The sequence below is a fragment of the Kitasatospora sp. NPDC001132 genome, assembly GCF_053598415.1.
In genome coordinates, this window is record NZ_JBSFKF010000003.1 from 219,807 (window position 1) to 246,076 (window position 26,270).

Annotated in this window: 43 protein-coding genes; 34 read left to right on the top strand and 9 right to left on the bottom strand. The window is 71.6% G+C overall.

Going from position 1 to position 26,270, the window contains the following annotated elements; translation table 11 throughout:
• Positions 1-223: 223 nt before the first annotated feature.
• From ACWDBE_RS05410 to ACWDBE_RS05445, 8 genes are all read right to left on the bottom strand, one after another.
• Entirely contained in the window at positions 224-901 is a 678-nt protein-coding gene (locus ACWDBE_RS05410) for a response regulator (RefSeq protein ID WP_449807272.1), read from the bottom strand.
• Positions 898-2,178: a sensor histidine kinase gene (locus tag ACWDBE_RS05415; protein ID WP_449807273.1), complete on the bottom strand. Its 1,281-nt coding sequence runs from the start codon at positions 2,176-2,178 to the stop codon at positions 898-900. Before ACWDBE_RS05415 ends, ACWDBE_RS05410 begins: the two co-directional genes overlap by 4 nt.
• A gap of 124 nt (positions 2,179-2,302) precedes the next feature.
• Positions 2,303-4,867 carry an ATP-dependent Clp protease ATP-binding subunit gene (locus tag ACWDBE_RS05420; RefSeq protein WP_449807418.1) on the bottom strand — a complete coding sequence of 855 codons (2,565 nt, stop codon included), beginning with the start codon at positions 4,865-4,867 and terminating at the stop codon, positions 2,303-2,305.
• A 142-nt stretch (positions 4,868-5,009) separates the two neighbouring features.
• Positions 5,010-5,714 (bottom strand): VIT1/CCC1 transporter family protein, encoded by a 705-nt coding sequence (locus ACWDBE_RS05425; RefSeq protein ID WP_449789175.1) that lies wholly within the window; start codon positions 5,712-5,714, stop codon positions 5,010-5,012.
• A gap of 180 nt (positions 5,715-5,894) precedes the next feature.
• Positions 5,895-6,533 carry an HAD family hydrolase gene (locus tag ACWDBE_RS05430; protein ID WP_449807274.1) on the bottom strand — a complete coding sequence of 213 codons (639 nt, stop codon included), beginning with the start codon at positions 6,531-6,533 and terminating at the stop codon, positions 5,895-5,897.
• Between the two features lie 263 nt (positions 6,534-6,796).
• Positions 6,797-8,056 (bottom strand): hypothetical protein, encoded by a 1,260-nt coding sequence (locus ACWDBE_RS05435; RefSeq protein WP_449807275.1) that lies wholly within the window; start codon positions 8,054-8,056, stop codon positions 6,797-6,799.
• A gap of 69 nt (positions 8,057-8,125) precedes the next feature.
• The gene (locus ACWDBE_RS05440; protein ID WP_449807276.1) at positions 8,126-8,317 is read right to left on the bottom strand and encodes a hypothetical protein; all 192 of its coding nucleotides are present in this window, start codon (positions 8,315-8,317) and stop codon (positions 8,126-8,128) included.
• A gap of 113 nt (positions 8,318-8,430) precedes the next feature.
• Complete coding sequence (locus ACWDBE_RS05445; RefSeq protein WP_449807277.1) at positions 8,431-8,952, bottom strand: helix-turn-helix transcriptional regulator; 522 nt, start codon at positions 8,950-8,952, stop codon at positions 8,431-8,433.
• A 160-nt stretch (positions 8,953-9,112) separates the two neighbouring features.
• Here ACWDBE_RS05445 and ACWDBE_RS05450 point away from each other — a divergent pair, with 160 nt between their 5' ends.
• From ACWDBE_RS05450 to ACWDBE_RS05590, 29 genes are all read left to right on the top strand, one after another.
• On the top strand, positions 9,113-9,349 hold the full coding sequence (locus tag ACWDBE_RS05450; RefSeq protein WP_449807278.1) for a helix-turn-helix domain-containing protein: 237 nt from the start codon (positions 9,113-9,115) through the stop codon (positions 9,347-9,349).
• Positions 9,346-9,609: a hypothetical protein gene (locus tag ACWDBE_RS05455; protein ID WP_449807279.1), complete on the top strand. Its 264-nt coding sequence runs from the start codon at positions 9,346-9,348 to the stop codon at positions 9,607-9,609. Before ACWDBE_RS05450 ends, ACWDBE_RS05455 begins: the two co-directional genes overlap by 4 nt.
• Positions 9,610-9,704: 95 nt before the next feature.
• Positions 9,705-10,577, top strand: a complete 873-nt coding sequence (locus ACWDBE_RS05460) for a hypothetical protein (RefSeq protein ID WP_449807280.1) — start codon at positions 9,705-9,707, stop codon at positions 10,575-10,577.
• Positions 10,574-10,804 carry a hypothetical protein gene (locus ACWDBE_RS05465; protein ID WP_449807281.1) on the top strand — a complete coding sequence of 77 codons (231 nt, stop codon included), beginning with the start codon at positions 10,574-10,576 and terminating at the stop codon, positions 10,802-10,804. The genes ACWDBE_RS05460 and ACWDBE_RS05465 overlap by 4 nt, the downstream gene beginning before the upstream one ends.
• Entirely contained in the window at positions 10,801-11,145 is a 345-nt protein-coding gene (locus tag ACWDBE_RS05470) for a hypothetical protein (RefSeq protein WP_449807282.1), read from the top strand. The genes ACWDBE_RS05465 and ACWDBE_RS05470 overlap by 4 nt, the downstream gene beginning before the upstream one ends.
• A complete protein-coding gene (locus ACWDBE_RS05475) occupies positions 11,145-11,318 on the top strand; it encodes a hypothetical protein (RefSeq protein WP_449807283.1) in 174 nt (57 codons plus the stop codon). The genes ACWDBE_RS05470 and ACWDBE_RS05475 overlap by 1 nt, the downstream gene beginning before the upstream one ends.
• Positions 11,318-11,479, top strand: a complete 162-nt coding sequence (locus ACWDBE_RS05480) for a hypothetical protein (protein WP_449807284.1) — start codon at positions 11,318-11,320, stop codon at positions 11,477-11,479. The genes ACWDBE_RS05475 and ACWDBE_RS05480 overlap by 1 nt, the downstream gene beginning before the upstream one ends.
• The gene (locus tag ACWDBE_RS05485; RefSeq protein ID WP_449807285.1) at positions 11,476-11,631 is read left to right on the top strand and encodes a hypothetical protein; all 156 of its coding nucleotides are present in this window, start codon (positions 11,476-11,478) and stop codon (positions 11,629-11,631) included. Before ACWDBE_RS05480 ends, ACWDBE_RS05485 begins: the two co-directional genes overlap by 4 nt.
• Positions 11,621-12,652: a phage recombination protein Bet gene (bet, locus tag ACWDBE_RS05490; protein WP_449807286.1), complete on the top strand. Its 1,032-nt coding sequence runs from the start codon at positions 11,621-11,623 to the stop codon at positions 12,650-12,652. Before ACWDBE_RS05485 ends, bet begins: the two co-directional genes overlap by 11 nt.
• Complete coding sequence (locus ACWDBE_RS05495) at positions 12,649-13,176, top strand: hypothetical protein (protein ID WP_449807287.1); 528 nt, start codon at positions 12,649-12,651, stop codon at positions 13,174-13,176. Before bet ends, ACWDBE_RS05495 begins: the two co-directional genes overlap by 4 nt.
• Complete coding sequence (locus ACWDBE_RS05500) at positions 13,173-13,931, top strand: exonuclease domain-containing protein (protein WP_449807288.1); 759 nt, start codon at positions 13,173-13,175, stop codon at positions 13,929-13,931. Before ACWDBE_RS05495 ends, ACWDBE_RS05500 begins: the two co-directional genes overlap by 4 nt.
• Positions 13,928-14,332 carry a WhiB family transcriptional regulator gene (locus ACWDBE_RS05505; RefSeq protein ID WP_449807289.1) on the top strand — a complete coding sequence of 135 codons (405 nt, stop codon included), beginning with the start codon at positions 13,928-13,930 and terminating at the stop codon, positions 14,330-14,332. Before ACWDBE_RS05500 ends, ACWDBE_RS05505 begins: the two co-directional genes overlap by 4 nt.
• The gene (locus ACWDBE_RS05510; RefSeq protein WP_449807290.1) at positions 14,329-14,511 is read left to right on the top strand and encodes a hypothetical protein; all 183 of its coding nucleotides are present in this window, start codon (positions 14,329-14,331) and stop codon (positions 14,509-14,511) included. Before ACWDBE_RS05505 ends, ACWDBE_RS05510 begins: the two co-directional genes overlap by 4 nt.
• Before the next feature lie 139 nt (positions 14,512-14,650).
• A complete protein-coding gene (locus tag ACWDBE_RS05515; protein WP_449807291.1) occupies positions 14,651-15,106 on the top strand; it encodes a hypothetical protein in 456 nt (151 codons plus the stop codon).
• 84 nt (positions 15,107-15,190) lie between these two features.
• A complete protein-coding gene (locus tag ACWDBE_RS05520; protein WP_449807292.1) occupies positions 15,191-16,123 on the top strand; it encodes a hypothetical protein in 933 nt (310 codons plus the stop codon).
• The gene (locus tag ACWDBE_RS05525; protein WP_449807293.1) at positions 16,123-16,893 is read left to right on the top strand and encodes a zinc finger domain-containing protein; all 771 of its coding nucleotides are present in this window, start codon (positions 16,123-16,125) and stop codon (positions 16,891-16,893) included. Before ACWDBE_RS05520 ends, ACWDBE_RS05525 begins: the two co-directional genes overlap by 1 nt.
• Positions 16,894-16,932: 39 nt before the next feature.
• Positions 16,933-17,229 carry a hypothetical protein gene (locus ACWDBE_RS05530; RefSeq protein ID WP_449807294.1) on the top strand — a complete coding sequence of 99 codons (297 nt, stop codon included), beginning with the start codon at positions 16,933-16,935 and terminating at the stop codon, positions 17,227-17,229.
• Between the two features lie 10 nt (positions 17,230-17,239).
• Complete coding sequence (locus tag ACWDBE_RS05535; protein ID WP_449807295.1) at positions 17,240-17,698, top strand: DUF4326 domain-containing protein; 459 nt, start codon at positions 17,240-17,242, stop codon at positions 17,696-17,698.
• The gene (locus tag ACWDBE_RS05540; RefSeq protein WP_449807296.1) at positions 17,695-18,069 is read left to right on the top strand and encodes a hypothetical protein; all 375 of its coding nucleotides are present in this window, start codon (positions 17,695-17,697) and stop codon (positions 18,067-18,069) included. The genes ACWDBE_RS05535 and ACWDBE_RS05540 overlap by 4 nt, the downstream gene beginning before the upstream one ends.
• 133 nt (positions 18,070-18,202) lie before the next feature.
• The gene (locus ACWDBE_RS05545; protein WP_449807297.1) at positions 18,203-19,015 is read left to right on the top strand and encodes a phosphoadenosine phosphosulfate reductase; all 813 of its coding nucleotides are present in this window, start codon (positions 18,203-18,205) and stop codon (positions 19,013-19,015) included.
• Between the two features lie 56 nt (positions 19,016-19,071).
• Positions 19,072-20,229 (top strand): DNA cytosine methyltransferase, encoded by a 1,158-nt coding sequence (locus ACWDBE_RS05550; RefSeq protein ID WP_449807298.1) that lies wholly within the window; start codon positions 19,072-19,074, stop codon positions 20,227-20,229.
• A gap of 60 nt (positions 20,230-20,289) precedes the next feature.
• On the top strand, positions 20,290-20,442 hold the full coding sequence (locus ACWDBE_RS05555) for a hypothetical protein (RefSeq protein WP_449807299.1): 153 nt from the start codon (positions 20,290-20,292) through the stop codon (positions 20,440-20,442).
• Between the two features lie 67 nt (positions 20,443-20,509).
• A complete protein-coding gene (locus ACWDBE_RS05560; RefSeq protein WP_449807300.1) occupies positions 20,510-20,746 on the top strand; it encodes a hypothetical protein in 237 nt (78 codons plus the stop codon).
• A 105-nt stretch (positions 20,747-20,851) separates the two neighbouring features.
• Positions 20,852-21,031 carry a hypothetical protein gene (locus ACWDBE_RS05565; RefSeq protein ID WP_449807301.1) on the top strand — a complete coding sequence of 60 codons (180 nt, stop codon included), beginning with the start codon at positions 20,852-20,854 and terminating at the stop codon, positions 21,029-21,031.
• On the top strand, positions 21,028-21,384 hold the full coding sequence (locus ACWDBE_RS05570) for a response regulator transcription factor (RefSeq protein WP_449807302.1): 357 nt from the start codon (positions 21,028-21,030) through the stop codon (positions 21,382-21,384). The genes ACWDBE_RS05565 and ACWDBE_RS05570 overlap by 4 nt, the downstream gene beginning before the upstream one ends.
• Positions 21,381-21,656, top strand: coding sequence for a hypothetical protein (locus ACWDBE_RS05575; protein WP_449807303.1), 276 nt, complete (start codon positions 21,381-21,383; stop codon positions 21,654-21,656). Before ACWDBE_RS05570 ends, ACWDBE_RS05575 begins: the two co-directional genes overlap by 4 nt.
• Before the next feature lie 63 nt (positions 21,657-21,719).
• Positions 21,720-22,163 (top strand): hypothetical protein, encoded by a 444-nt coding sequence (locus tag ACWDBE_RS05580; protein WP_449807304.1) that lies wholly within the window; start codon positions 21,720-21,722, stop codon positions 22,161-22,163.
• Between the two features lie 13 nt (positions 22,164-22,176).
• Positions 22,177-22,449 (top strand): hypothetical protein, encoded by a 273-nt coding sequence (locus tag ACWDBE_RS05585; protein WP_449807305.1) that lies wholly within the window; start codon positions 22,177-22,179, stop codon positions 22,447-22,449.
• 79 nt (positions 22,450-22,528) lie between these two features.
• Positions 22,529-23,182, top strand: coding sequence for a hypothetical protein (locus tag ACWDBE_RS05590; RefSeq protein WP_449807306.1), 654 nt, complete (start codon positions 22,529-22,531; stop codon positions 23,180-23,182).
• Positions 23,183-23,309: 127 nt separating this feature from the next.
• Here ACWDBE_RS05590 and ACWDBE_RS05595 read toward each other — a convergent pair whose 3' ends face one another.
• Positions 23,310-23,591 carry a hypothetical protein gene (locus ACWDBE_RS05595; protein ID WP_449807307.1) on the bottom strand — a complete coding sequence of 94 codons (282 nt, stop codon included), beginning with the start codon at positions 23,589-23,591 and terminating at the stop codon, positions 23,310-23,312.
• 139 nt (positions 23,592-23,730) lie between these two features.
• Between ACWDBE_RS05595 and ACWDBE_RS05600 the strand changes: the two genes are divergently transcribed.
• From ACWDBE_RS05600 to ACWDBE_RS05620, 5 genes are all read left to right on the top strand, one after another.
• Positions 23,731-24,111 carry a hypothetical protein gene (locus tag ACWDBE_RS05600; RefSeq protein ID WP_449807308.1) on the top strand — a complete coding sequence of 127 codons (381 nt, stop codon included), beginning with the start codon at positions 23,731-23,733 and terminating at the stop codon, positions 24,109-24,111.
• A complete protein-coding gene (locus ACWDBE_RS05605; protein WP_449807309.1) occupies positions 24,111-24,269 on the top strand; it encodes a hypothetical protein in 159 nt (52 codons plus the stop codon). Before ACWDBE_RS05600 ends, ACWDBE_RS05605 begins: the two co-directional genes overlap by 1 nt.
• 16 nt (positions 24,270-24,285) lie before the next feature.
• Positions 24,286-24,786, top strand: a complete 501-nt coding sequence (locus tag ACWDBE_RS05610; RefSeq protein WP_449807310.1) for a hypothetical protein — start codon at positions 24,286-24,288, stop codon at positions 24,784-24,786.
• Between the two features lie 61 nt (positions 24,787-24,847).
• Positions 24,848-25,090 (top strand): hypothetical protein, encoded by a 243-nt coding sequence (locus tag ACWDBE_RS05615; protein WP_449807311.1) that lies wholly within the window; start codon positions 24,848-24,850, stop codon positions 25,088-25,090.
• A 45-nt stretch (positions 25,091-25,135) separates the two neighbouring features.
• Entirely contained in the window at positions 25,136-26,218 is a 1,083-nt protein-coding gene (locus ACWDBE_RS05620) for a hypothetical protein (protein ID WP_449807312.1), read from the top strand.
• Positions 26,219-26,270 lie beyond the last annotated feature (52 nt).

Here is a 26,270-nt window from a genome sequence, read left to right on the forward strand (position 1 = left end):
TCGGCCAGCTGGGTGTACATGGTGGTTCAACTCCTCGGTGGTGGGCCTCCAGGACCTCGGGTGGTTCCCGAGGTGCCTAGAGCGTCCCTCCGAGAGGTCTCATCACGCGTCCCACCAGCGGCGGCAGTTGGGATACTCCCCGGAGAGTAGGCACCGTCCGCGACACGCCGGGCCGGAAGCAGGCCCGCTCACGGACCGCGACCCGCTCACGGACCGTGCCCGCTCAGCCCAGCCACCCCGGCCGCACCAGCCCCGACTCGTAGGCCAGCACCACCAGTTGCGCCCGGTCCCGCGCGCCGACCTTCAGCATCGCCCGGCTGACGTGCGTCTTCGCCGTCAGCGGGCTGACCACCAGCCGCCGGGCGATCTCCTCGTTGGACAGCCCCATGCCGACCAGCGCCAGCACCTCGCGCTCCCGCTCGGTCAGCATCGAGATGTCCGGCAGCCCCTGCGGCCCGGCCTCGGGTGCCTTCGACCGGGCGGCGAACTCGCCGATCAGCCGCCTGGTGACCCCCGGCGAGAGCAGCGCGTCCCCCGCGACGGCGACCCGGATCGCCCGCAGCAGGTCGGCCGGCTCGGTGTCCTTGACCAGGAAGCCCGCCGCCCCGGAGCGCAGCGCCTCGAAGACGTACTCGTCCAGTTCGAAGGTGGTCAGCACGACCACCCGTACGGAGGACAGCGCAGCGTCGTCGGCGATCCTCCTGGTCGCCTCCAGCCCGTCCGTTCGCGGCATCCGGATGTCCATCAGCACGACGTCCGGCACGAGTTCGCGGGCGAGCCGCAGCGCGGCCTCCCCGTCGTCCGCCTCGCCGACCACCGTGACGTCGTCCTGGAGGTCCAGCAGGGCCCGGAAGCCCGCCCTGACCAGCAGTTGATCATCCGCCAGCAGTACCCGAATCAATCGCTTCCCGCCTTCGGTGTCGGCAGCTCGGCCCGGACCCGGAAGCCGCCGTCGGGCAGCGGCCCCGCGCTGATGGTGCCACCGAACGCCGCCGCGCGTTCCCGCATCCCGACCAGCCCGCTGCCGGATCCGCCCGCGTCACCGAGCACCGCCGGCCCCGGGTCCTCCACCCGGACCACCAGCACGGCCTGGTCCGTCCAGTCCAGCACCACGACCGCCTGCCGGGCCGCCGAGTGCCGGACCACGTTGGTGAGCGCCTCCTGGACGATCCGGAGGGCGGTGAGGTCGACGGTGGCGGGGAGAGCGCGCCGCTCCCCACGCTCCTGCACCTCCGCCTCCAGGCCCACCCGGTCCGCCTGCTCGGTGAGTTCGTCCAACCGGTCCAGCCCCGGGGCCGGCCCGCGTGGCGCCGCCCCGGGCCCGCGCAGCGTGGCGAGCACCTGGCGGACCTCGCCGAGCGCCTCCTTGCTGGTCGACTTGATGGTCACCAGCGCGCTGCGGGCCTCCTCCGGCCGCCGGTCGAGCAACGCGAGCGCCACCCCGGCCTGGATGTTGATCAGCGACAGGCTGTGCGCCAGGATGTCGTGCAACTCCCGGGCCATCTTGAGCCGTTCGTCGTCGGCCCGGCGCTCCTCCAGCTGCTGTCGGTAGGCCCGGTGGGCGGCGATCCGCTCGCGCCGGAACCGGACCAGCTCGCCGCCCGCCATCACCAACAGCAGCCAGGCCAGCAGCCCGAGTTCCTGCGGCCAGACGCTGCCGGACGGCGGGGCGGCACGCTGCCAGCTCTCCGGCAGGGCGAAGGATCCGAGCAGGTGCACCAGGTAGACGCCGCCGGCGCCGGCCCAGGCCGCCCGGCGGTGCCCGGAGCCGATCGCCACGCAGCAGGCGATCAGCCAGCTCACGAAGACCGGCCCGTACGGGTACCCGGCGGCCAGGTACCCGGCGGTGACCACCGAAGTGCCGGCCACCACCGCGACCGGCCGGCGGTGGCGCAGCACCAGCAGGGCCGGCCCGATCAGCAGCAGCAGGTAGCCGAAGGCGTCCAGCGGGGCCCGCCCGCGCTGTTCGTGCGCGGCGAAGGTCGAGCCGACCAGCTGGAGCACCGCGACCGCCGCCGCGACCCCGAGCGGGTACCCCGCCCCGGCCGCACGCGCCCACGGCGGGCGCCACGGGTCGGGCGGCCGCTCCGGTGGCTTCCCGGGCGGCTGCCCCGGTGGCTGTTCCGCCGGCCGCTGTGCCTGGGGCGGCTCGGTCGGCGGGGGCGTGGGCGGCATCATGCCCACAAGCTAGACCCGCGCCCCGTCCCCGCGCGTCCTCCACCAGTGGCGTTCAGGCGTACTCCCGCTGGAGTACGCCCATGGGGAGTCCGCCCTTGGGAAGGACGCCCTCGGCCGGTCGTCCTCAGCCCTCCGCGGCGGCCGCGCCGGCCCCCGCCTCCGCCCCCGCCTCCGCGAAGGTCGCCGACGCCTCCGGCCGCGCCAGGGTGACCACCAGCTCCCCGTCGCCCACGTCCGCGATCAGGGTGTCCCCCTCCCGCACCGAACCGTCCAGCAGCAGGTTGGAGATCCGGTTGTCCAGCTCCGACTGGATCGTCCGGCGCAGCGGCCGGGCCCCGAACTCCGGTTGGTGACCCCGGTTGACCAGGTACTCCTTGGCCGCCTCGGTGACCTCCAGGCGGACGTCCTGGGCCCGCAGCCGCCGCCGGCTGCGCTCCAGCAGCAGGTCCACCACCGACAGCAGGTCCTTCCGGGTGAGCGCGTGGAAGACGATCACCTCGTCGATCCGGTTGAGGAACTCGGGACGGAACTGCTGCCGCAGGTCGCGCATCAGGTCGTCCCTGAGTGTCTGATCAGGAGCTCCGCTCCGGGCGTCCACGCTTCCGACACGGTCGAGGATCCGCTGCGAACCGATGTTGCTGGTCATGATCACCACAGTGTTGCGGAAGTCGACCGTACGCCCCTGGGAGTCGGTCAGCCGCCCGTCGTCCAACACCTGGAGCAGCAGGTTGAAGACGTCCGGGTGCGCCTTCTCCACCTCGTCGAAGAGCAGTACGCTGTACGGCTTGCGGCGCACCGCCTCGGTCAGCTGCCCGGCCTCCTCGTAGCCGACGTACCCGGGCGGGGAGCCGACCAGCCGGGAGACGGTGTGCTTCTCCTGGAACTCGCTCATGTCGAAGCGGATCATCCGGTCCGGGTCGCCGAACAGCAGCGCCGCCAGCGCCTTCGCCAGCTCGGTCTTGCCGACGCCGGTCGGGCCGAGGAAGAGGAAGGAGCCGGTCGGCCGCTCCGGGTCGCCCATCCCGGCCCGGCCGCGGCGTACCGCCTGGGCGACGGCGGTGACCGCCTCCTCCTGGCCGATCACCTTCTCGTGCAGGTGCTCCTCCAGCTTGAGCAGCCGCTCCTTCTCCGTCGCGTTCAGCTCCGCGACCGGGATGCCGGTCCGGGAGGACAGCACCTGCGCGATGTCGTCGGCCGTCACGTCGACGACCCCCTCGTGGGACTCGGCGATCGCCGCCAGCTCGTCCTCGGTCTGCCGCAGCTCCGTCTTCAGGTTGGCGGCCCGGACGAACTCCTCGTCCGCGACGGCCTCCTCCAACTCCCGCTTCAGCTTGGTGATCCGGTCCTGCACCCCGGTCGCCTCGGTGGACCCGCTCAGACTGCGCAGCCGGACCCGCGCACCGGCCTGGTCCAGCAGGTCGATCGCCTTGTCGGGCAGGAAGCGGTCACTGACGTACCGGTCGGAGAGCGTCGCGGCGGCATCCAACGCCTCGTCGGTGAACCGCACCTGGTGGTGCGCCTCGTACGCGTCGCGCAGCCCCTGGAGGATCTCGATCGTCTCCTCGACGCTCGGCTCGGGCACCAGCACCGGCTGGAAGCGGCGCTCCAGTGCGGCGTCCTTCTCCACGTGCTTGCGGTACTCGTCCAGCGTGGTCGCGCCGACCACGCTCAACTCGCCGCGCGCGAGCGCCGGTTTGAGGATGTTGCCGGCGTCCATCGAGCCCTCGCCGCCGCTGCCCGCGCCGACCACGGTGTGCAGCTCGTCCAGGAACAGGATGACGCTCTTCTCGGCCGCGGTGACCTCGTCGATCACGTTCTTCAGCCGTTCCTCGAACTCGCCCCGGTACTTGGAGCCGGCCACCAACGAGGTCAGGTCGAGGGTGACCACCCGCTTCTCCCGCAGGCTCCGGGGCACGTCCCCGGAGACGATCCGCTGGGCCAGGCCCTCGACGATCGCGGTCTTGCCGACACCCGGCTCGCCGATCAGCACCGGATTGTTCTTGGTCCGCCGGGAGAGGATCTCGACGGTCTGCTCGATCTCCTCGGCCCGCCCCACCACCGGGTCCAGCCGGCCCGAGCGCGCCTCCTCGGTGAGGTCGCGCCCGTACTCGTCCAGCGTCGGCGTCTCGCTCGGGTGGGCTCCCGTGCTGCTGCGCTCACCGCCGGTGCCGTGCCCCTCCAGCACCGACTTCAGCGCCTCCTGCGAGGGCGCGGCGTTGCGCAGCGCCACGCCGGCGCCCGAGCGCTCCTGGTCGAGCAGCGCGCCGAGGATGTGCTCGGGACCGATGTACGAGGCGCCGACCTCCTGCGAGCGGGCGTGCGCGGCGAGCAGCGCGCGCTTGGCCGAGGGGGTGAGCGCCGGCCGGCCGCCCACCACGTCGGGACTTCCGGACGGCAGGGCGTGCTCCAGGTCGCCGGAGAGCCGGTCCGGGTCGATGCCGGCCCGCTCCAGCATCCGGCGCGAGGGCTCCACCCGGGTGGCCGCCCAGGCCAGGTGCGCGGTGTCGAGGTCGCTGGATCCGTCCTCGGCGGCCCGCCGCGCGGCCAGCGTCAGCAGTTCCTGCGAGGACTCGCTGAGCAGCCGCCCGATCGGCACCCGCTGCACGGCGGGCGGAGAGGCCAGCGGGCTCATCCCGAAGAACCGGCTGAGCAGGTCGGAGAACGGATCGTTCGATCCGAACGGGGGCATGGTCACGGCGATTCACCTCTCCCAAGCGGTTTGCAGCCACACAAACACAGGCCGCACCCGCTCGCCTGTCGAGCCGCCCGGCGCCGTCACCCGGCGTGCCCGGGCCACGCCCGCGCCCGGTCGGCAGGCCGGGGGAGCACGGTCACCCGGCGACCTGCTCCAGCAGCACACCGCCGCTGTACGTCACCGCCATCGCCAACAACCCGCCCATGACGTTGCGCAGGACCGCCCGACCCGGGCCGGCACCCCCCAGCCGGGCGCTCGCCCAGCCCGACAGGGTCAGCGCCACCACCACCGCCGCCACCGTCACCTGCAGCCGCCACGACTCCGGCGGCAGCAGCACCGCCAGCAGCGGCACCAGCGCGCCCAGCGTGAACGCCGCCGCACTGGCCAGCGCCGCCTCCCAGGGGTTGGTCAACACGTCCGGGTCGATGCCGAGTTCGGTCTGCGCGTGGGCGGCCAGCGCATCCCGCTCGGTCAGCGCCATCGCCACCTCCCGGGCCAGCCCGTCCGCCAGCCCGCTCCCCCGGTAGTAGTCGGTCAGCTCGTCGAGCTCCCCCTCCGGATCCTCCGCGAGCTCCCGCCGCTCCTGCGCCAACGCGGCCCGCTCGGTGTCCCGTTGGGTGCTGACCGACACGTACTCGCCGGCCGCCATCGACATCGCCCCCGCCAACAGCCCGGCCACCCCGGCCGCGAGCAGCGCCGTCCGCGAACCCGCCGCCCCCGCCACACCGGTCACCAGACCGGCCGTCGACACCACGCCGTCATTGGCCCCCAGCACGGCCGCCCGCAGCCAGTTCAGGCGCGAGGACAGCTCCGCCCGCGACTCCCCGACCTGCTCAGCCATCCGCCCACCACTCTCATGGGTCCGCCCGGTCCCCCCGATCCTCACCCCCCACCCCGTCCCCCGCACCCGCACGCCGTCCAGCGGTTCGTCCGACAGGCCCGCCAGGATCACGCGGCGCCCGCACCACCCACTTCCCCGACTCCCCCGGCACCCGTCACCTCACCGGACAGGCCCTCCGCCTCAACGGCGGCTCCCCCACCACGCGTTGTCCAGCACCGGCGCCAGGGCCCGCCGCAGGTCCTCCGGCCCTCGGTAGCGCACCCCGGTCATGCCCATCGCCACCGCCGCGTCCACGTTCTCCTGCCGGTCGTCCACGAACAGGCACCGCCCCGGCGCCACGCCCGCCCGCTCGACGGCGATCTCGTAGATCCGCCGGTCCGGCTTGGCGCTGCCCACCCGGGAGCTGTTCACCACCTCGTCCGCCAGGTCCGTCAGCCCCAGCAGCGCCAGGTCCTCGTCCAGCCACACCGTCGCATTGGTCACCAGCACCACCCGGCAGTGCTCCCGCACCCGCCGCAGCAGGCCCACCACCACCTCGTCCGCCCGGAACGGCGAGTCCGCGAACGCCTCCGCCAGCCCACGCGCCCGCGCCCGCGTCACCCGGCCGGACAGCCCCCGCGCGATCGAGTCCACCCACTCCGCCTTCCCGATCCGCCCGAGCAGCAACGGCAGATCGTTCTCCGGCGCGAACCCGACCGCCGCCGTACTCCCCTCCTCCAGCCCCGCCGCCCGCTCCAACGCCGCCACCCGGTCCCCGTCGAAGAACCGGATCACCCCGTCCACGTCGCACAGCACCGCATCGAACGCCCTGGTCACCATCCCCCCTCCCTACCACCGGCCCGTTCCCGGCCCGCGGCCGGGCCCAGTACGACCGACGGGGACCAGCAGGTGCGACGGATCGGCAGGACACCGGGAACGATCAAGGGCCGGTCCGGGAGGTGTACACCTCCCGGGCCGGCCCTCGTGTCGGTGGGCGCGGACGGTTTCGAACCGCCGACATCTGCTTTGTAAGAATAGCGCTCTTAGCGCATCTACCTGCTGTGATGGTTCTTTTGAAGATCCATTAGGGGAGATTTGGGAGATCAACTCGTTTCCCAGACCCGGTCCCACCCGAGCGCCGCCATCCCGCGCTGGTAGATCCGCTGCAGTCCGTCCAGCCGCTCCTGCCGCATCTCGGGAGTCGCGTGCTGGTACGTACCCTTGATACCAGGATACCGATGCCCGGCCTGCTCGTAAGCGAGCACCGGCTTCACCCCGATCTCGGCCTGGTAGGTGTCGTGGGTGTGCCGGAGCGCCCGCATGGTCAGGCCCGGCATGATCGGCTCCCACGCCGGCCGAGGGGCATGCCCCTTCGACGCGGCCAGCGCCGCCCGTCCGTCGGCGGCCGGCCGGACCACCTGCCGACCGAAGTTCGACCTCCGCCAGTGCAGGCCGTCCTTCGTCATGAACGCGAAGGGATGCTTGACCGCGTCGAGGTGGGCAGCCAGGAGCTCGGCAAGGAAAGGTGGCACGTCGATGTCGCGGATGCTGTGCTCGTTCTTCAGTGGCTCGATGTCCAACTGCATGGGCCCCTTCGAGCCGTCAGCCCCGCGGGTCTGGTACTCGGCGATCTCCTGGTGGACTCGCAGGATCGGGCAGCTCCACCATTGCCCGTCGTGCTGCAGCCGGCGCTCCTGCAGGACGTCGTCCCGGTGCAGCCCCAGGCTCTCGCCCCAGCGCAGTCCACTGAACGCCACCGTGAGGATGTGCATGCCGTCGCGCGGGCCTACCCGGCGGGCCATCCGCAGCACAACTTCCGGCGTCGCCCAGAGCTCGGCATCGTCGCGCTTCTGCGTTACGGCCTTGGCGGCGGCCGACCTGCTCCGTCGACGCCCATACAGCGGGTTCACCTGCAGATGGTTGGCGTCGACCGCGCCCGTCAGGATCTGCGACATGAGCGTCAGGCAGTGTGTCGCGGTGACGTCGTGGCACTCCAGCCCGTTCGCCCAGTTCTCAGCGTCGAACCACGTGATCGCGTTCAGCGGCGTGTTCTCCCACCGCGGCAGGATGTGGGCATCCAGGCGGGCCCAACGGGTGGTTCGCGTGTGCCCGCGGGGTTCCTTTGCCGCCATCCACTCGCGGGCCCACTTGCCGAAGGGCTTCCGCGCGAGGTTGGGGTCCACCCATCGGCCGGCACGAATCGCTGCTTCTTGCGCGTCGCCCCATTCCTCGGCCGTGCGCTTCGTTGGGAAACCTGGCTCGCTACCGAGGTTGCCATCGGGCAACTTGTAGCGGCAGCGCCACGTGTACTGCTTGGTCGGCTTGCCGTTCTTGACCTTGAACACTTTTTCGGCGTACGCCAAGTGGCACCCCTCTGGTCCTGGCAGGCGGGGCCTGCCTTCCGCGAGACCCCGCCGTGCCAAGGTGTGCCACTACACGTCGGCGTTGCAGATCGTCCGCAGGAGGTCCGGGTCCTCGCGGAGCCACTGGTCGAGCCTGGCTGCCTGGTCCTCGGTGAGGAGGTTGGCGTTCAGCTCGACCACCAGCGTGCCGGCCTTTCGACGAACGACCACTAGGCCGTCGTGGGGGACGAAGTCCGTCACGCGCTCGATCCGCATCCGCATGGGGCGGTCCCCCTCTACCTGTGTTGGGTGACCCCCCTCACTCAGGTAGCGGAATCTTTGCACACGTTTGGCATATGCGCAGGGGTTTCGCGGCGTTTCGTGTGATTGTCGACTTACTGCGTGTCGTCCTCAGAGAAGATCTCGTGGGCGGCCCGCTGGAGCCGACTCCACTTCTTCTCCAGCTCGCGCCGCTCTTCGGGCGTGAGGTCCCGCGCCTCGCCCTCCTTCCAGATGATCACCACGTCACCGTCGTCAGGCGAGCTGAGCGTGACCGCCGTGGCGTCAGCAACCCGACCGCCGAGCAAGGCTGCCTTCACCCGCCCGGTCAGGCTGTCGAGAAGTTCGTCAACCTCGGCATCTCCAATGTCTGCAGTCGACGCGGCACCGCCGCGCTGACCGCGGACGGTCGGGGTTCCGCCGGCCAGCACGGCCTCAACGCTGTCCTCGGTCCAGCCGAACCGCCGCGCCGCCGCCCGATGCAGCGGGGTGACCTTCGAGTAGTGGTGGCCACTCTCCATCTTCTGGACCGCCGACCGCCCGACGCCCAGCTCCTGCGCAAGCTGCGGCTGTGTTAGCTCGAGGTCGTCCCGCGCGGCGGCGATCGCGCTTGAAAGGCGAGCCCAGTCTCTGTCCATGGGCACATCATGCCGCATCTCCGTGCAACCACAGAGCCCGGATCCGGCCGTTTGACCTGCATTTAAGGCTGGCTTGGGTTGCATGGCGGGCCGCGCGCCCCCAGTGGGGCATGCATTGCATGCTTCAGAGTGCGTCGAAAGTGTGCCGATACTGCTTGCAATGCAGGCGTCGACATGGTTGTCTTCTCTCGTGACGCCGAACGGATCCGCAATCAGAGCCTTCCGAGCTGCTTGCAATGTAAGCCTTAGGGAGCTTGCTTTGCGGACTGGGCGTGACCGCAGTCATCTGTCCCGAGTGGAACGCGGGCTGGCTGGGGCGAGCGAGGAGACGATCCGCGCGATAGCCGCTGCCCTGTCCGTACCCGTGGCCGCTCTTAACCGAGAGGAACAGCCGTGACCACGCAGAAGGTCGCGCACTCCGCCCTCGCCACCGAGTTCACGGCCGAGGAGCGTCTCCGGCTCTACACCGCCGAGCAGGTCATCGAGATGGGGCTCCTGCCCTACACCGTCCGCACGCTCAAGATCGCCGCGAACCAGAAGCGCATCCCGCACATCACGGCGAACCGCAAGATCCGATTCCGGCTGGCCGACATCAAGGCCATCCAGGAGGCCTCGGCTGTCGACCCGGCCACCCGCGGCCGTCGCCGCGCTGCCTGAACCACCCCAAGACATGGGTCGGGCCCCCACCCGGTGGCACCCGGACGAAGGCCCTTGCCCACCAGCAATCGAACCCAAGAACGGAGAGGTGGACTATGTCCATCTTGGCAGAGAACACCGAGCAGGTGTTGACCGAGTCCCGCACGATGCGTGCGGCGACGGTCGAGCGGACGGACGTCCTCACGAAGGTGAAGGCGCTCGCCCTGCTCCCGGACGGCGTGCACGCGACGACGGAGCTGGTCGCCAGCTTCTACGAGGTCGACGTCGAGACCATCAAGAAGCTCGTCCAGCGCAACCGCGACGAGCTGACCGAGAACGGTCTGCGCGTGGTCCGCGGTCCCGAGCTCAGGACCTTCAAGGAGTCCACGGAGGGACAGGGTGTCCCCCTGTCGGAGCGGATCAACGCCCTCGCGCTGTTCACCCGTCGCACGGTCCTGAACGTGGGCCAGTTGCTGACGGGTTCGGACGTCGCGCACCGGGTGCGTGAGTACCTGCTGAACGTCGAGGAGTCCGCCACCATCGCGGCCCGCAGCGAGGCGGTGGACCGGGCGGAGCTCGCGGCCCTGCAGATGCGGGTGCTGGCTGCGGCCGGCGGGATCGTGGACGCGGGGTGGCTGGAGCTGAAGGCTCGCCACGTGGCGGCCCGGGCCCTGGGTGAGGAGCCGGAGGTGGCTCCGGAGGACCGGCCGCTGTACGTACCGGACTTCCTGCGCGGCAAGGGCCTGAAGAAGGCGGAGATTCTCTCCGTGCAGTCGTGGTTCGGTCGGCGCGCGGCGTCCCTGTACGAGGACGTGCACGGTCGGCGTCCGGGGTTGCGTACGGAGGAGACCGCCAGGGGTTCGGTGCGGGAAACGGTGGCGTGGACGTACGCCGCGTTGCCGGTGTTCGAGGAGGTCTGGGAGCGGCACTACGCGGCCCAGTTCCCGCAGGCGCCGGCACAGCTGAGCCTCACCGGCGGTGCGGCATGACGGAGTTGGAGCTGAACGCGCGGCTGGATGCCGCGCTCGCGTCCCTGTCGGCGCCGCCCCAGCAGCCGGCCACGCAGTTGGTCCTTGAGGACTCGTGGCTGGACCGGTTCTTCGTCCTGCTGGGCGACGCCGACGGCAGCCAGGCGGAGAGCCTGCTGCCGGCGTGGTCGCCGCAGACGGTCGCGCTGGTCGCGGAGTTCACGGCGCGGACGGGCGGTGCCCTGTGACCGCGCTGGTGGATGTGTCGGCGGGCCAGCACTCGATGAAGTCGCAGGCGGGCCTGCTCCGGGCGGCATTGATGCTGGCGGAGGCCTTCCCGGAGCTGCCGGCGACGAGCGTGGATGCGCGGTTCGGGTGCCTGGAGGTGCATCTGCACCACGAGGACCTCGCCGCGTTCGACTGGTGGGTGCAGGAGCTTGGCCTGTCGGTGCAGGAGCCGCGGCGGTACGAGTGCCTGGGTCAGGTGCACGAGTCGTGGACGGCTGTGGGTGTGTGGGCCGAGGTGCCGCTGATGGTGAAGGCGTATCCGGCCGAGCCGGTCGAGTCGCCGGCGGGGGTGGCGGCGTGATGGCCGACAAGCTGCCGGTGCGGCGGGAGATGGCCGCCGAGGTCGAGCTGATGGACCGCTTCATGGACGCCTACGGGGACGACCTGTGGGAGTGGCCGGAGGACGTACAGCTCCGGTACGCGGCCGAGGTGGCTCGTCTGCGGGAGCGGTGGCTGCGAGGTGAGGTGCAGTGATGCTCACCGCCCTGATCGCCTTGTCCGTCGGCGCGTTCGCGCTGCTGCTGTGGGTGGACTGGCGGGCTCGCCGCCGGGTCCGCCCGGTCCAGGCCGCTGAGGTGACGCCCGAGCAGATCCGCTACGTGGCCTCGCGGCAGCCCCAGGACGGTGGCCGGTGATCAGCCGCCTCCGCTCCCTGGCCTCCCTGCGCGTCGTGCGCGTCACCTGGCCGTTCGCGGCCCTGGAGCTGGTCCGGCCCGACGGCCGCGGCTGGCTGATCTGCCCCCTGAACTTCACGTTCCACCAGACGGAGAACGACCGTGAGCACTGAGATCGTCCGGACCGGAGGCGCCCTCGCCATCCGGCCCGACCAGACCGAGTGGACGCCCGAGCAGGCGGCCGTCCTCCAGCAGTCCGGCATCGACAACGAGGTCACCGCCGCCGAGCTGTCCGGGTTCCTGCACCTGTGCCAGCGCACCCAGTTGGACCCGTTCTCGCGGCAGATCTACCTGATCGGCCGCTGGGACGGCCGTGCGGGCCGGAAGGTGTTCACCCCGCAGACCGGCATCGACGGCTACCGGGTCGTCGCCCACCGGGTCGTCGCCGCCAGCGCAGAGGTCTTCGGCTACGAGGACACCCTGTGGTGCGACACCTCGGGCCGCTGGCGTGACGTCTGGCTCTCCGACGAGTCGCCCGCCGCCGCAAAGGTGGCCGTCCTCCGCAACGGCCAGCGGTTCTCCGCCGTGGCCCTGTTCCGCGAGTACGTCCAGACCAACCGGGACGACAAGCCGATCGGCTTGTGGGGACGGATGCCCGCTGGCCAGCTCGCGAAGTGTGCTGAGGCCTTGGCCCTGCGGAAGGCGTTCCCGCACGACCTCGCGGGGGTCTACACCTCCGAGGAGATGGCTCAGGCCGACAACCCGGGCGGAGACGAGGGTACGACGCCGATCCGTCGCCTGCGGCAGGTGAAGGCGGAGCCGGACCCGTGGGCGTCGGACGCGTCGCCGCGGGACTGGCTGTCGGAGGCCGACGCCGCCGAGGACACCGACGCGGTGCGCAAGCTGTGGGTCGAGGCCCAGGCCACCGGCATGGCGAAGGACGTGCTAGACCGGATTGCGCAGATCGGCCGGGAGAAGGCCGCCCAGGCTGTCGAGCCGGAGCTGGTTGAGGCGGAGGTCGTCGAGGACGACGAGCGGACGGCGGCAATCGACGCTCTGCGGGGCGCCGCGCTGGCCGCGGGTGTCGCGCCGAGCATCGAACAGGACTTCGCGCAGTCGTACGGCGTGCCGATCGTCGAGGCCTCGGTCGCGCAGCTCGCCGAGATGACCGAGCTGCTGGCAGGTGCGGCATGAGCCTCAAGGAGATCGCGGGCCGGGCGGCTGTGCTGCAGGCCCTGTACGAGGAGATCGGCGCCCAGCTGAAGGCCGCGAAGGCGGACCAGGCTGCGGGCCTGAAGGCCGCTCGTGAGGAGACGGGGGCGACCCGGATCGAGGCGTCGCTGCCGAACGGAACGGTTGTCGCCAAGGTGGCGCTGGTCAGCCCTGGCGCGGCCGCTGTGGTGGTCGACGAGGTCGCGTTCCTGGAGTGGGTGCGTGACAACCGGCCGGACCAGATCAAGCGCGAGTTCGTCACCAGCGTTCGGGAGGCGTTCGTGAAGGCCCTGTTGAAGGAGCTCACGGCGGCGGGTGTGCCGCAGTGGGTGGACCAGGAGACGGGTGTCGTGCACGAGGTGCCTGGTGTGCGGATGCAGCCGCGTGCGTCGTACACCCGCATGACGTGGGAGAAGTCGGGGCCCGACGCCGTGGCGGAGGCCTGGCGTGCGGGCGAACTGGCGGCGTTGGTTCTGCCGGAGCTGACCGCGGGGGGTGCCGAGTGAGCCGTCCCTGGCACTACCGGCCGCTGGTCGGCTTCGACCTGGAGACCACAGGCGTCGACCCGGAGTCGGACCGGATCGTGACCGCCTCGGTGCTGCGGGTGGGCCCGCAGCGGTGGACGTCCCGCGAGGACAACGCCGGCCGCTGGCAGTCGCTCGACCGGTTCGGGTGGATCGCCGACCCGGGGGTGGAGATCCCCGAGGGCGCCACCGCGGTGCACGGCGTCACCACGGAGCGGGCTCGCGCGATGGGCCGCCCGGCCGCGCGGGTGGTGCAGGAGATCGCGATCGTGCTGGCCGAGCACGTCGCTGAGGGCACGCCGATCGTGGCCATGAACGCGTCGTACGACTTCACGATGCTGGACCGCGAGTTGGAGCGGCACGGGTATGCACCGCTCGCGGTGCAGGCCGGCCGGGAACCGGTCGTGGTCGACCCGCTGGTGCTGGACCGGCAGGTGGATCGGTACCGGCGGGGGAAGCGCAACCTCGGGGCCCTGTCTGAGTACTACGGGGTCACGCTCGACGGCGCGCACGAGGCGGCGGCCGATGCGCTTGCCGCGGTGCGGGTGGCGTACGAGATTGCCGAGCGCCACCCCGCGATCGGCGGGGCGTCGCTGGCGGACCTCCACGCGGCTCAGGTCGTGTGGGCGGGCGAGCAGGCGGACGGCCTGCGGCAGTACCTGGTCCGGCAGGGCCGCGACGCCACCAGCGTGCACGGGCACTGGCCTCTGATCCCCCGGCAGGAGGTGGCGTCGTGATTCAGGACCTCGGCCAGGCTGTGCCGTGTGCGTCCGCGCCGGAGCTCTTCTTCCCGCCGGACGGCGAGCGTGTCGGCTCGCCTGAGCAGATGAGCCGGGTGTGGGAGGCCCAGCAGCTGTGCGCGCAGTGCCCGATCACTGAGTGGTGCCGTGAACAGCCGCGGCCGGCCGAGTTCGGCGTGTGGGGCGGCCTTGACGAGCGCACCCGTTCCAAGGCCGCGGGAGTTCGGTTCCGGCACGACCGTCCAATCAAGATCCGGACTCCGGCCCAGTGCGGGACGACGGGCGGGGCAGCCAAGCATCGGCGGCTGAAGCAGAAGGTGTGCGAGGCCTGCCTTCAGGCCGAGCGTGTCGACACGGCGAACCGGCGGGCCAAGCGCGCTGCCGAGGTGGCGGCGTGACGGCCCGGCGGTACACGGACCCGGCGGATCGGGCGGAGGCGTACGGCGCCTCGCTGACGGCCACCGTGGTGCCCGAGGAAGACCGGGAGAGCGCCCGCCGGTACGTGGCCCGCCGGGCCCGGGACGGCGGAGACGAGCAGCTGCTTCTGTCCGCCCTCGGCCTCGACCGCCCGGCGTGACCTGCGGCCAGTGGCTGCCCGCGGTGCGCGAGTACTGCGGGCAGCCGGCCCGGCCCTACATCCCGGGGCCCCGCTGCCCCAAGCACACACCGGCCCGGCAGAACGGGCGCCCCGAACCACCAGACCCGAAGGATCTGCAGTGAACAACGACGAGACCACCGCCCTGATCCAGCAGGCCATTGGCAGCGCCGCCCACGGTGACGCCGACACCGCCGCCCGCGCCCTCGAAACCCTCGGCCAGAACAGCGACAACAACCGCATGTACGGGGTGTGCTGCGCGATCGCCGCCGCCGGAACCCACACGCTCCGGCTGCTGTACGGCTCGAAGGCGCCCACGGCCGACAACGGCGCGATGTGGGCAACCGCTGAACTCGTCCCCGGAGCCTTCGCCGCTGTCCCCGACGAGGCATTCGCGATGCGCTTCCTCGTTGCCTACAGCAACGGCGACACGGACACCTGCCTCGCCCTGTTCGAGACCGCTCTGCAGGCCGGCGGAGAACAGTACGTCGCCTCGGTGACCACACTGCTGGCCACCGTCGCCCGCCTGGTCCGCCTGGCGCTGGACGAGAAGGCCGCCGGACGCCTGCCGACCTGACCCCCCGTCTGCCTGGGGCGGGGTGACCGCCCCCGCCCCAGGCCACCAACCCCTCACCCGACCGTACTGCCGAGAGAAGCCACGATGGCCTGGGTCCGTATCTCCGACGACTTCTACGACCACCCCAAGTTCGACGCCGCGGGGTCCCTCGGTATCGCGCTGTGGGCGGCCGGGCTGGCGTGGAGCAACCGGAACCTGACCGACGGGTTCATCCCGCGGAAGACGGCTCTGCGGTTGCTGGACTTCGAGGACGCCGCAGAGGCGGTAAGTAACGCTGACCGTAACGGCGTTACTAACGGGCCCAGTAACGGCTATGTCACACCGGAAGTCGCGCGTTTCGTCGCCGATCGGCTCGTGAAGGCCGGCCTCTGGGAGGAGACCGAGGGTGGGTTCGCCATCCACGACTACCTCGATTACCAGAAGTCGGCCGCCCAGATCACGGCTGAGCGGGACAAGAACGCTGCACGTCAGAAGGCGTTTCGGGACCGCCGAGGTTCGGCAAAGGGTTCGTCAAGTCGTAACGCTGACCGTAACGGCGTTACTAACGGGCCCGTAACGCATGCTCCCAACCCCAACCCCAACCCAACAGAAGAGAAGAGGACTACGTCCTCTTCGTCCGCGGACGGCGAACCGCCCGCAGACCCGCCGATCCGACACGACGTCGAACGCGTGTGTCGAGCCCTGGCCGACGCGGTGGCCGCCAACGGCAGCCGCAAGCCCACCATCACAAAGGCCTGGCGCGACGCCGCCCGCCTGATGCTCGACAAGGACGGCATCGCCCTTGACGACATTCTCGGCGCGATCCGCTGGTCCCAGGCCGATGAGTTCTGGCGCTCCAACGTCCTCTCCATGCCGACCCTGCGCAAGCAGTACGACCGGCTCCGCCTCGCCGCCCAACGCGGCCGGCCCAGTAACAACCTGCCGGCCCAAACCCAGGGCCACCTGCCTGGCACCGACAGCCGCGTCGCCGAGCACTACGACCTCATGCAGCAACTCCTCGCCGAAGGAGGCAACTAGTGGACGCCATCGAAGCCACCAAGCTCCTCGCCCACGCCGCCGCGTTCGACAACCGCAAGCCGTCCAAGGCCGCCAGCATCGCTTGGGCCGAAGCCCTCAAGGACATCCCTGCGGACTCCGACGCCTTCGCCGCGGTCGCCAAGTTCTACTCCCAGCCCAGCCGCGACGGAGACCTCGACTCGACCCGCTGGATCCAGCCCCACCACGTCCGTACCCTCCGCAAGGAGATCCGCGACGAACGCATCCCCGACGGGGCGTTCACCTACCCTCTGCCGGCCGGCTCCGAGACCGGCGCGGAGTTCGTTGCGCGCCGCCGCCAGCAGATCGCCGCGATCGCTGACGGCCGCCTCGAGGCCGAGCCGATCCGGCAACTGACCGGCGGGCCCCACCCGTCCGTTGCCGACGCCCTCACTGGCGTGGGCCGCATGCCCGAGCACGTCCGCGAGGCCCTCGCCGACGCCCTACCCGGCCGCAAGGCCCGCGAGGAAGCCCGCCTCCGTGGCGACGCCGACGCCCTCGCCGTCCCGTGCCCCTGGTGCCAGGCCGCCGCCGGCGACCCGTGCAAGCGGCGCCGCGGCGCCCGAGGCGACAAGCCCGGCACTTGGTTCCACCGCACCACCGCTCACCCCGGCCGGGTTGACGCCGCGGCCATAGCGGCCCGGGCATGCCCCAGCTGCCAGGCCCCCATGGGAGTGCCGTGCATGCGCCCGGACGGTCGCCCCTACGACGGCGCCCATCCGGGACGCCTGAACGCCCTCCCCGCCGCCTGACCACCCACCAGCACCCGCCCCACCGCCTGAGGAGCCCCGATGACCGCCAGCCCGCTCCTGCTGTTCGTCACCCTCGACGGCACGAACTGGCCCCTCGCGGCCTGTCGCTGGGTTCGGTACGACCCGGACGGATGCGCCACCGGCTCTGACTCCGGCACCGTCGCAACCAGCCCCGAGGCCGCCGCCGCCGAGTTCGAGCCCGTCCGCTGGGACCGTGAGCGCGAGCACCGCCGCGGCGTCCGCTACCGCCTCGTCAGCCCCGACGAGTGGCGCGACACCGTCCGGGCCTGCCTGCTCGGCGAATGCGCCCACCAGACCACCCGTCCCGCCGCCTGAGGAGACCACTGTGACCACCCGACTCCACCGCCCGCCCGTCCGCGGCTGGCGCGCCCCCGAGGGTGCCATCTACGTCGGCCCCGGCAGCCGCTGGGCCAACCCCTGGAGCTGGCGCACCCGCCACGCCCTCGCCCGCGTCCCCGCCCTCGATGGCTCCGAGTGGGAGTTGGAGACCCGCATCAGCTCCGCCGGCCGCACTCACCCGTACTTGCACCCCGACGGCCGGGTCACCCCTCACGCCATCCGGTACCTCACCCGGCAGGAGAGCGTCGACTTGTACCGGGCCGCGCTGACCGCTCCGACCAGCAGCGTCCGCCTGTGGCAGCACTGCAGTCCCCACCTCACCGTCGTCGACGCCCGCCGCGAGTTGGCCGGCCGCGACCTCGTCTGCCGGTGCGCGCTCGGCCAGCCCTGCCACGCCGACGTGCTGCTGCAGCTCGCCAACCAGACCGAGGAGACCACCCAATGAACCAGCCCCAGCCCATCACCTGCCCCGCTCCCGGTTGCACCTGGACCCAGCCGACCACGATCCCGGAGCAGTACAACGGCGACCGCCTCACCGAGCTCCTCCCGCACCTCGACGAGGCCCACGCCGAGCCGGCTGACTGCACCGACGTCGAGCAGCTCCTCGCCCGGGTCCGGCAGCTGGAGGCCGAGCGCGCCCTGTACGTCGGCGTCGAGCCCACCATCGCCGAGGAGATGGCCGAGCTGAGCCGCCGACTCGACGCCGTCGACGCCGTGCTCACCCAGTGGAACGAGCACTGCGTCGGACCGCAGACCCGCTCCCTCCTCGACGACGTCCGCGCCGCCGCCAACGGAGAGACCCCGACCGCCACCTGAGGCCCCGTGCGCGGCCAGGACCGGACCGGGAACGGCCGCGCACGGCCCCAGGCGCCCCGAGTGTCACCCGACAGCCCACAGGCCCACAGGCGGGCCGTCGCAGCCCGCAACCCATACCCCAGGGAGTATTGCCGTGACCCAGCTCCGCACCTTCTCCTTCGGAGGCGGCTGGCAGTCCATGGCCAGCCTCGTCCTCGCCACCCAAGGCGTCATCGACTACCAGGTGTTCCTCTTCGCCAACGTCGGCGACGACTCCGAACACCCCGGCACCCTCCGCTACCTGGAGGAGTACGCCAAGCCCTTCGCCGCCGACCACGGCATCGAACTGACCGTCCTCGACCGCATCCGCCGCGACGGCTCCACCGAGACCCTATGGGGCCGGCTCACTCGGGAGGGATCCCGGTCCCTGCCGATCCCGATCCGCATGAGTAACGGCGCCCCCGGCACCCGCTCCTGCACCGCCGACTTCAAGATCAAGGTCATCGGTAAGGAGCTCAAGCGTCGCGGCGCCACCGAAGGCAACCCGGCAACGGTCGGCATCGGCATCAGCGTCGACGAGATCCACCGCGCCAACAACCGCCGCCACGAGCCACACGAACGCATCGAGTACCCGCTCCTCGACCTCGGCATCCGCCGCTCCGACATCCCGCGCATCATCCGGGGCGCCGGCCTTCCGGTGCCACCCAAGAGCAGCTGCTTCTTCTGCCCGTTCCACCGGCCCGAGACCTGGCATGAGATGCGTCGCACCGAGCCCGAGCTGTTCGAGAAGGCCTGCCAGCTCGAAGACCTCCTGAACCGGCGCCGAGACGACCTGGGCAAGGACCACGTGTGGCTGACGGCCTACAACCAGCCGCTCCGCGAGGCCATCCCGGACGGCGTCGACCCGCTGCCGCTCGTGTTCGACGAAGCCGAAGGGGCCTGCACCTCCGGCTACTGCATGACCTGACCACCCCGGCGGCCGGCACCCGCCGGCCGCCCCCACACCCCGCTACGGAGACCCAGGTGACACCGCCCCGCATTGGCTCGCTGTTCAGCGGCTACGGCGGCCTCGACCTCGCCGTCGAGCAGTTCTTCGGCGCCCGCACCGTCTGGCACTCCCAGTACGAGCCGCCGGACAAGAAGGGCCGGCCGGACGTGCACCAGTACGCCGCCCGGATCCTCGCCCACCACTGGCCCGACACCCCCAACCTCGGCGACATCACCGCCATTGACTGGGACCAGGTCGCCGCCGAGGCACCCGTCGACATCCTCACCGGCGGCTTCCCCTGCACCGACGTTTCCCTCGCCGGACAGCGTGCCGGCCTCAACGACCAAACCCGCTCCGGCCTGTGGGCCCACATGGCCCACGCCATAGCCGCACTCCAACCCCGACTGGTGGTGATCGAGAATGTCCGCGGACTTCTCTCCGCGCCCGCCCACAGCGACGTGGAACCCTGCACGTGGTGCATGGGAGACGGGCCTGACGAGCCTGTTCTGCGAGCACTCGGAGCTGTACTCGCAGACCTGGCCGGCCTCGGGTTCGATGCGGAATGGATCGGCCTACCCGCGTCCGCCGTGGGCGCCCCGCACGAGCGCTGGCGGGAGTTCATCCTCGCCTGGCCAGCTGCTGCCCACGCCGACCAGCTCGGAGCACACCGGACCGGGACACGCCGCGCAGGGGGGGATGAACCTGCGGACCGCGGTCAGCCTGCTGCCGACGCCGACCGCATCGTTCCCGGGTACGACGGCGAACTTCCGACCGGACGGGACACCGTACGGCTCGGGGTACGGGATGACACTCCTCGATGCGGTGCGGCTCCTGCCGACCCCGGTCGCAGCCGACGCGGACCGGCAGAGCCCGACGTACAGCCGGGGGAACCCAACGCTGACTGGGGCACTTACGGCCCCGCCATCCACCGCTGGGAGCACGTCCTCGGCCGCCCTGCTCCCGCTGCCGTGGACGACCAAGGCCGCCTCGCGCCCCAGTTCGTCGAGTGGATGATGGGCCTCCCCGCCGGCTGGATCACCGACATCCCCCTGCCGGACGGCATGACCGCCTCCAAGGCCCGCAACGCCCAGCTGAAAGCGGGCGGCAACGGAGTCGTCCCTCAGCAGGCCTACGCCGCGCTTACCGAACTCTGGCACCGCGCCACCACCCCCGCCGTTCCTGCGGCCGCCTGACCCCCTGACGCCAGCCGCCGCCCGCAACCCGCGGGCGGCCCCAACCCCGAGGAGAACCCGATGAACGACGACACCACCCCCGCCCGCGTGCCCTGCGGCGAGGGCCACTGCATCTGCTACGGCACCGGCGAGGAGCACGCCAACTGCGCCTGCGGCTGCGACTGCCCCCGCACCGTCGAGGGCTGGCTCCTCGACGACGGTGACGACGACTGACCGACACCCGCACCTGGCCTGCCGCCCACCAGCGGCAGGCCCCACCACCCGACCCGAGGAGACCGCCGTGGCCACCGTCTACGCCATCGCGAACAGCAACGGCCCCTACGCCGCCCACATGAGCCTCGCCCTCGCGCAGGCCGCCGCCGAAGCCGAGCGCCGACGCTACGAGCCCAACGCCGAGTACCGCTGGGACGAGGAGCCCGGGGCGCGCGGCACCCGCGCCTGGCAACTCAAGGTCAAGGGCCACTCCGGCCGCTGGGCCAAGGCCTACATCGCCATCCACGAAATGCCGCTCGGCTGACCGCGTGACCGTCAGCCCGTGGCTGGTCCTGGCCGGCGCCCTCCTCGGCGCCGGCCTCGGGACCGTCCTCCTCGCACTCCACCCGCCCACACCCCGGAGGCGCCCGTGACCGCCTACGTCGTCCTCGCCCTCTGCGGCCCGGCAGCCGCCGTCAGCATCCTCTGGATCGCCGCCATCACCCAACACCCCGGCCGCGCCCTGATCTACGTGCCACCGCCCATCACCGACACCTACGTCGACCAGCAGATCGCACTGCTCGAACAGCAATGGGAGCGCCAGAGATGACCCACCTCACCGACCGGCAGCGACAGATCCTCACCCTTGCCGCTGAAGGACTCACCTACGCCGAGATCGGCGAGCGCCTGTTCATCGCCGCCGCCACCGTCAAGGTCCATCTCAACGGGGCCAGCAGCCGCCTCGGCGCCCGCGACCGAGCCCACGCCATCGTCCTGGCCTCCCGCCTTGGCGAGATCGACGTCCTCGGCAACGCCACCCAGGAAGCCGCCGCCCGAGTCCGCGCACTCTGCGCCGCAGCCGAACCAGTCACCATCCAGGCCGGCCGCTCCACAGTCCCCGTGGGCTGGACCCTCGACCCGGCCGCCGTAGAACGAGCCCTCACCCCCCGGAGTGCCGCATGACCAGCGCCTACCAGCAGCAGCTCGTCGAACAGCTTCGCGCCGCCGAGGACGAACTCGGCCGGCTCCGGCAGCGTGTGACCCGCGAGGCCAAGCTTCAGGCCCGTGCCGAGCAGGCCGAGGCCCGCATTGCCGCCGTTCAGGCGCTCCACCGACCCCGCGACCACGCCAGCTGGCAAGTGTGCACCGCCTGCACACGCCCCGGCCGCGTCCCCACCCCGTGGCCCTGCGGCACCATTCGCGCCCTCGACGTGACCGCCGAGGCCCGGCCGTGACCTGCCCCGCCCCACCCACGACGTGATCCGCGACCTCGCCGACTACCAGCTCAGGAGATCAGCATGACCAGCCGCACCGCCCGCTTTGCTGCCGCCTACGCGCTCCTCACCGCATCGCATGAAGTTGCGGATCATTGGGTCCAGACCAACCAGCAGGCCACCACCAAGGGCAAGCCCGGGCCTGCCGGCCGCCGTGCGTGCGCCGCCCACGTCGCCACCTACACCGCCACCCAAGCGCTCGCGCTCCTCGGCGGAGCCCGGCTCCTCGGCCTCCGACTCCGGCCGGCGCCCACCGCCGCAGCGCTCGCCGTGTCCGCCATCACCCACTACGTCGCCGACCGGCAGGGCGGCCACTGGCGCGATGAGCAGCCGCGTGGGGTCGTCCGCCTTGCTCACGTCACCGGCAGCCGTGCCTGGCTCCAGCACGACTCTCAGGCCGGCTACCTGCTCGACCAGTCCTGGCACAAGGGCTGGATCACGATTGCTGCCCTCATCGCTGCCCGCTGACCCGGAGGCCATCATGTCGACTGCCGGAGTGATCATCATTCCTCAGCCCGCCCACCACGGTGCCTCCAGCAACATGCCGACCGGGTACGTCATCGGCTACATCGCCGTCGCGCTCATCGTCTGGGCCGTCGCCACCTACCTGCTCGCCAGGCACGACAAGGACACGGACGCCTTCCTGGCCGTCATCAGCGGCGCGCTCGCGGCCGTCTGCTGGCCCCTGACCATCCTGGCCGCGCCGTTCTGGCTGCTCGCTCGGGCTGCGGCCCGCAAGCCCAAGCGCGACTGACCTCACGCACAACGACGGGGCGCCCACAGCGGCGCCCCACCACCCGACCCACCACCCGCACAGCGCCAGGAGACCCGCCATGCTCCCCGCCCCGCATCTGGACCGCCTCCGTACCCAGCTCGGCCAGCTCCCCGAGCTGATAGTCCTCGCCCACCTCGCGCTCCGGCCTGGCTCCGGCCGGCGTGGGGCCCGTGTCTCCGGCGCCACCCGCACCGCGCCCCTGCCCTGCCGGGTCGACGTGCTGTCCCTCGTTGGCCCCACCGCCCAGGCTGGCGTGCACGACGACCACGGCGACCAGGACCAGACCCCCGGCCTCGACCTCCTCGCCAGCTGGGCCCGTACCGTCATCGAGGACCGGCAGCGAGCCAACGACTGGACCGGCTGGTTCTACCCGGGCAGCGGCATGCTGCACCCGCTCGACTGGCGGGAGTCCGACGTCAGCCTCGCCGTCGGCTACCTGCTGCTGCACCTCGACTGGGCTGCCGGCCGCCCGTACGCCCGGGACATGGCCGACGAGATCGGCCGACTCCACGGTCACCTCAACCGGACCACCGGCCAGCCCATAGCCCCTCCCGCCCGGCGGCAGGTCTGCCCCAGCTGCCAGCACCTCACCATCACCGTGCGGGCCGACGGGATGCGCGAGTGCAGCAACCCCGACTGCCTCTCCGTCCGCACCGCCGACGAGTACGCCGACCGCGCCGAGCAGACCCTCGCCGAACTCGCCGCGGCCTGACCTCTGCCAACCAGCGTCGGGCCAACCACCTGATGCGCCCGGATGCGCCACGGATGCGCCCTTGGTCACAGGCATGAAACGGCCCCGCCCGGACACTTCGGGCGGGGCCGTGATGCGTGGTGATGCGTCAGGCCTGCGGGGGCTTGGGGGTGGCCTTGGCGCTCACGACAGTGCGTTCACGCAGGGGTGGAACGCCGCCAGCTTTGGCGATGCGGCCCACGTGCTGCCGTTCGTAGGGAACTAGGCGGGTCACCTCGGACGGGCCGAGCGCGCGGGCCTTGAGTACATCGACGATGCCGGCGTTGAGCGCCAGTCGCGCTTCTTCGAGCTTAGCTTCGGCCTCGTTGTAGGCAGCACTGAGCTCGGCGAGCCGGGCGCGTGCCGCCTTTTGATCATCAGTGCTGGTCATGCCCCGATGATGCCACGCCCTGTTCCTTCGCTGATAGAGCCGACACCTGCCACCTTGTGATGCATCTTGACGTTGCAACCTCATGATGCAAGTATGGGCGAAGGCAAGCAGCACCGCCACCCCCAAGGGGAGGACTTAGATGACCGCTAGGGCCCGCAAGCTCATCCGCCGCACCATCACCGCGATCCGCACCACTGCCCAGATCGGTGTCGGCGTGGCGTACAAGATCCTCAACGGCCAGTTGAACGGCCACATCCGCACCAGCGACATGCTCAACCGCCTCGGCATTCAGCTGCCCGACGGCCAGCAGTCCTGGTACGGCCGGCACGTCGCCAAGGCCTACCGCGCCGCCCACGGCGGCCAGGACGCCCCGAAGGCATGGGTGCGGCACCGCACAACCAGTCGCTGGATCCACGTTTTTGTTTACGAGGCCAGCGACCCGGCCTTGATCACTGGCCTGTTCACGTACAAGGCCACCAGCAGCCTGGTCTCGCAGGCCGCGTTCACGGAGGCCGCCTGATGGCCGCCCGTTACGCCGCCGCTGACCTGCTCCGCCTCATCGCCGTCGACATCCTGGCCGGCTGCCCGCACGACGAGCCCGACGAGGCCGAGTGCCCGGAGTGCCAGGACCAGCGTGCCGCCGACGCTGCCGAGTACCGCGCCTACGCCTACCACTGACCAGCAGGAGCCCACCATGCGTGCCCACCTCATCGCCGGGGCCGCCACCGGCAACACCGAGGACTTCCTCTCCGCCGCCTTCGGGGCCTTCCAGGCCGGCGACCGCATCCGCTTCCTCACCCGGGACCGCGGCCTCGGCCTGTACTGGCGGACCGGCACCGTCACCCGGGTCACCACCGCGACCATCGCCGTCGACTGCGACCCGAACACGCTCGGCAGCCACGCCATCATCCGCCGCAACCACGCCTACGACCGCAAGCTGAAGCGCGCCGCCACCTACCGCATCGAGATCCGCCGCGACGTGCCGCGGCGACCCAGCGGCACCGAGCGGTGCGACAGGATCCGGGTCATCTGCGACCCCAGCAACACCACGGTCCACCAGAAGGTGCTGCCCCCCAACTCCGGCGGCATCGCGGACGCGATCCAGCACATGGGCTGGGACCTGCTCGGCGCGCTGACGCCCGCCGCCGACGTCGACCTGGTCGGCGACGTCCGTCGCATGCCCGCCACCACCTGAGCCACCACACCTCCCGGCGGCCGTGACCACACCGGCCGCCCACCACCCCGGAGCACCCCACATGACCCCCGACCAGATCCTCGCCGCCGGAATCATCCACATCTGCACCCCCGGCCGCCACGTCGGCTGGGACCACGACATCCAGGCCGACCTGGACGAGCGCGACGCCGCCGACCTTGCCGCCGCCGACGCCGACTTCGGCACCGACGAGTGGCGCCGGGCCTGCATCCGCCGCATCGGCGCCGAGACCCGCATCGGCACCGCCCTCGGCATCGGCCACCGCACCCGCATCGTCCGCTGGTAACCGACCACATCCGCCCCAGCCAGCCCTTCCCCGGAGCACACCACCTTGTCCACCACCCCGCCCGACTGGGCCCGAACGGCGGCCGCCAACATCAGCCGACACGCCGTCATGGGCCTCGTCCGCACCGCCGCCGCGCTCATGGCCGCCTGGTCTCTCTACGCCGTCGCCAGGCACTACGGCGTCCCGAAGGGACTCGCCCTCACCGCCGGCCTCGTCTTCGACGGCATTGCCTACCTGTGCCTCAGGTCCGCCAGCGACGCCATCCGCGCCGGACGCTCCGCCGCCCCCAGCATCCTGGCCACCCTCGGCATGGGCGCCACCTCTGTGTACCTCAACCTGGTCCACGCCGACATCACCAACGGCGGCCACCCCGCCCAGGTCCTCTACGCCTCCCCGGCCGTCGGCCTCCTCATCGTCTCCGCCCTCTCCTGGAACGCCGACCGAGCCACCGCCAGAGCCGCCCGCGGCGAGGACGCGTTCCGCCTCCCCTCCTTCGGCTTCTGGGGATGGGCGCTTGCTACCGAGGAGGCGACCACCGCAGTCCGTGAGCGGGCCATTGCCCACGTGACCAGCGGCGCATCCGCCACGCATCAGCCCGCATCAGCTCTCCCGGCCCTGGCGGCCGAGGACGCCATTGCCGCCGAGTTCGCCGAGATCGGCCCCGCCGCCGCCGTCCAGCGCGTCGCCGCAGCCCACCCCAACGCCACCGCCGACGAGATCGCCGACACCCTCGCTGCCTACCAGGTCACCGTCACCCCGACCCAGGTCGCCCTGCTGCTCGACCGCGCCGCCGTGCCGACCATCCGCCTCGACCGCATCTCGAAGCCCCCAGCCGCCGAGGAACACCCCGCGCTCGACCCCGCCCATGCGATGCGCGGTGATGCGCCCCAGGTCAGCGGCATGACGAAGGGCGACGCCATCACCACCATGGCACGCCACCTCGGTGGCCTCGACGCCGAACCCGCAGCCGTCGTCCAGCTCCTCGCTCTCCAGGGCATGGCGACCGACAACGCCTACGTCCGCACCGCCCTCTCCCGTGCCCGTAGGGCCGAGCAGAAGGCCAACGCGCAGACCGCCCAGCAGCGCGCCGAGTATGAGCGCCGCCACGGCAACGGCGGATACGCCTGAAGGACACCCCCGCGCACGCGAGCCCCGCCGCAGCGGGGCCACACCTCCAGCG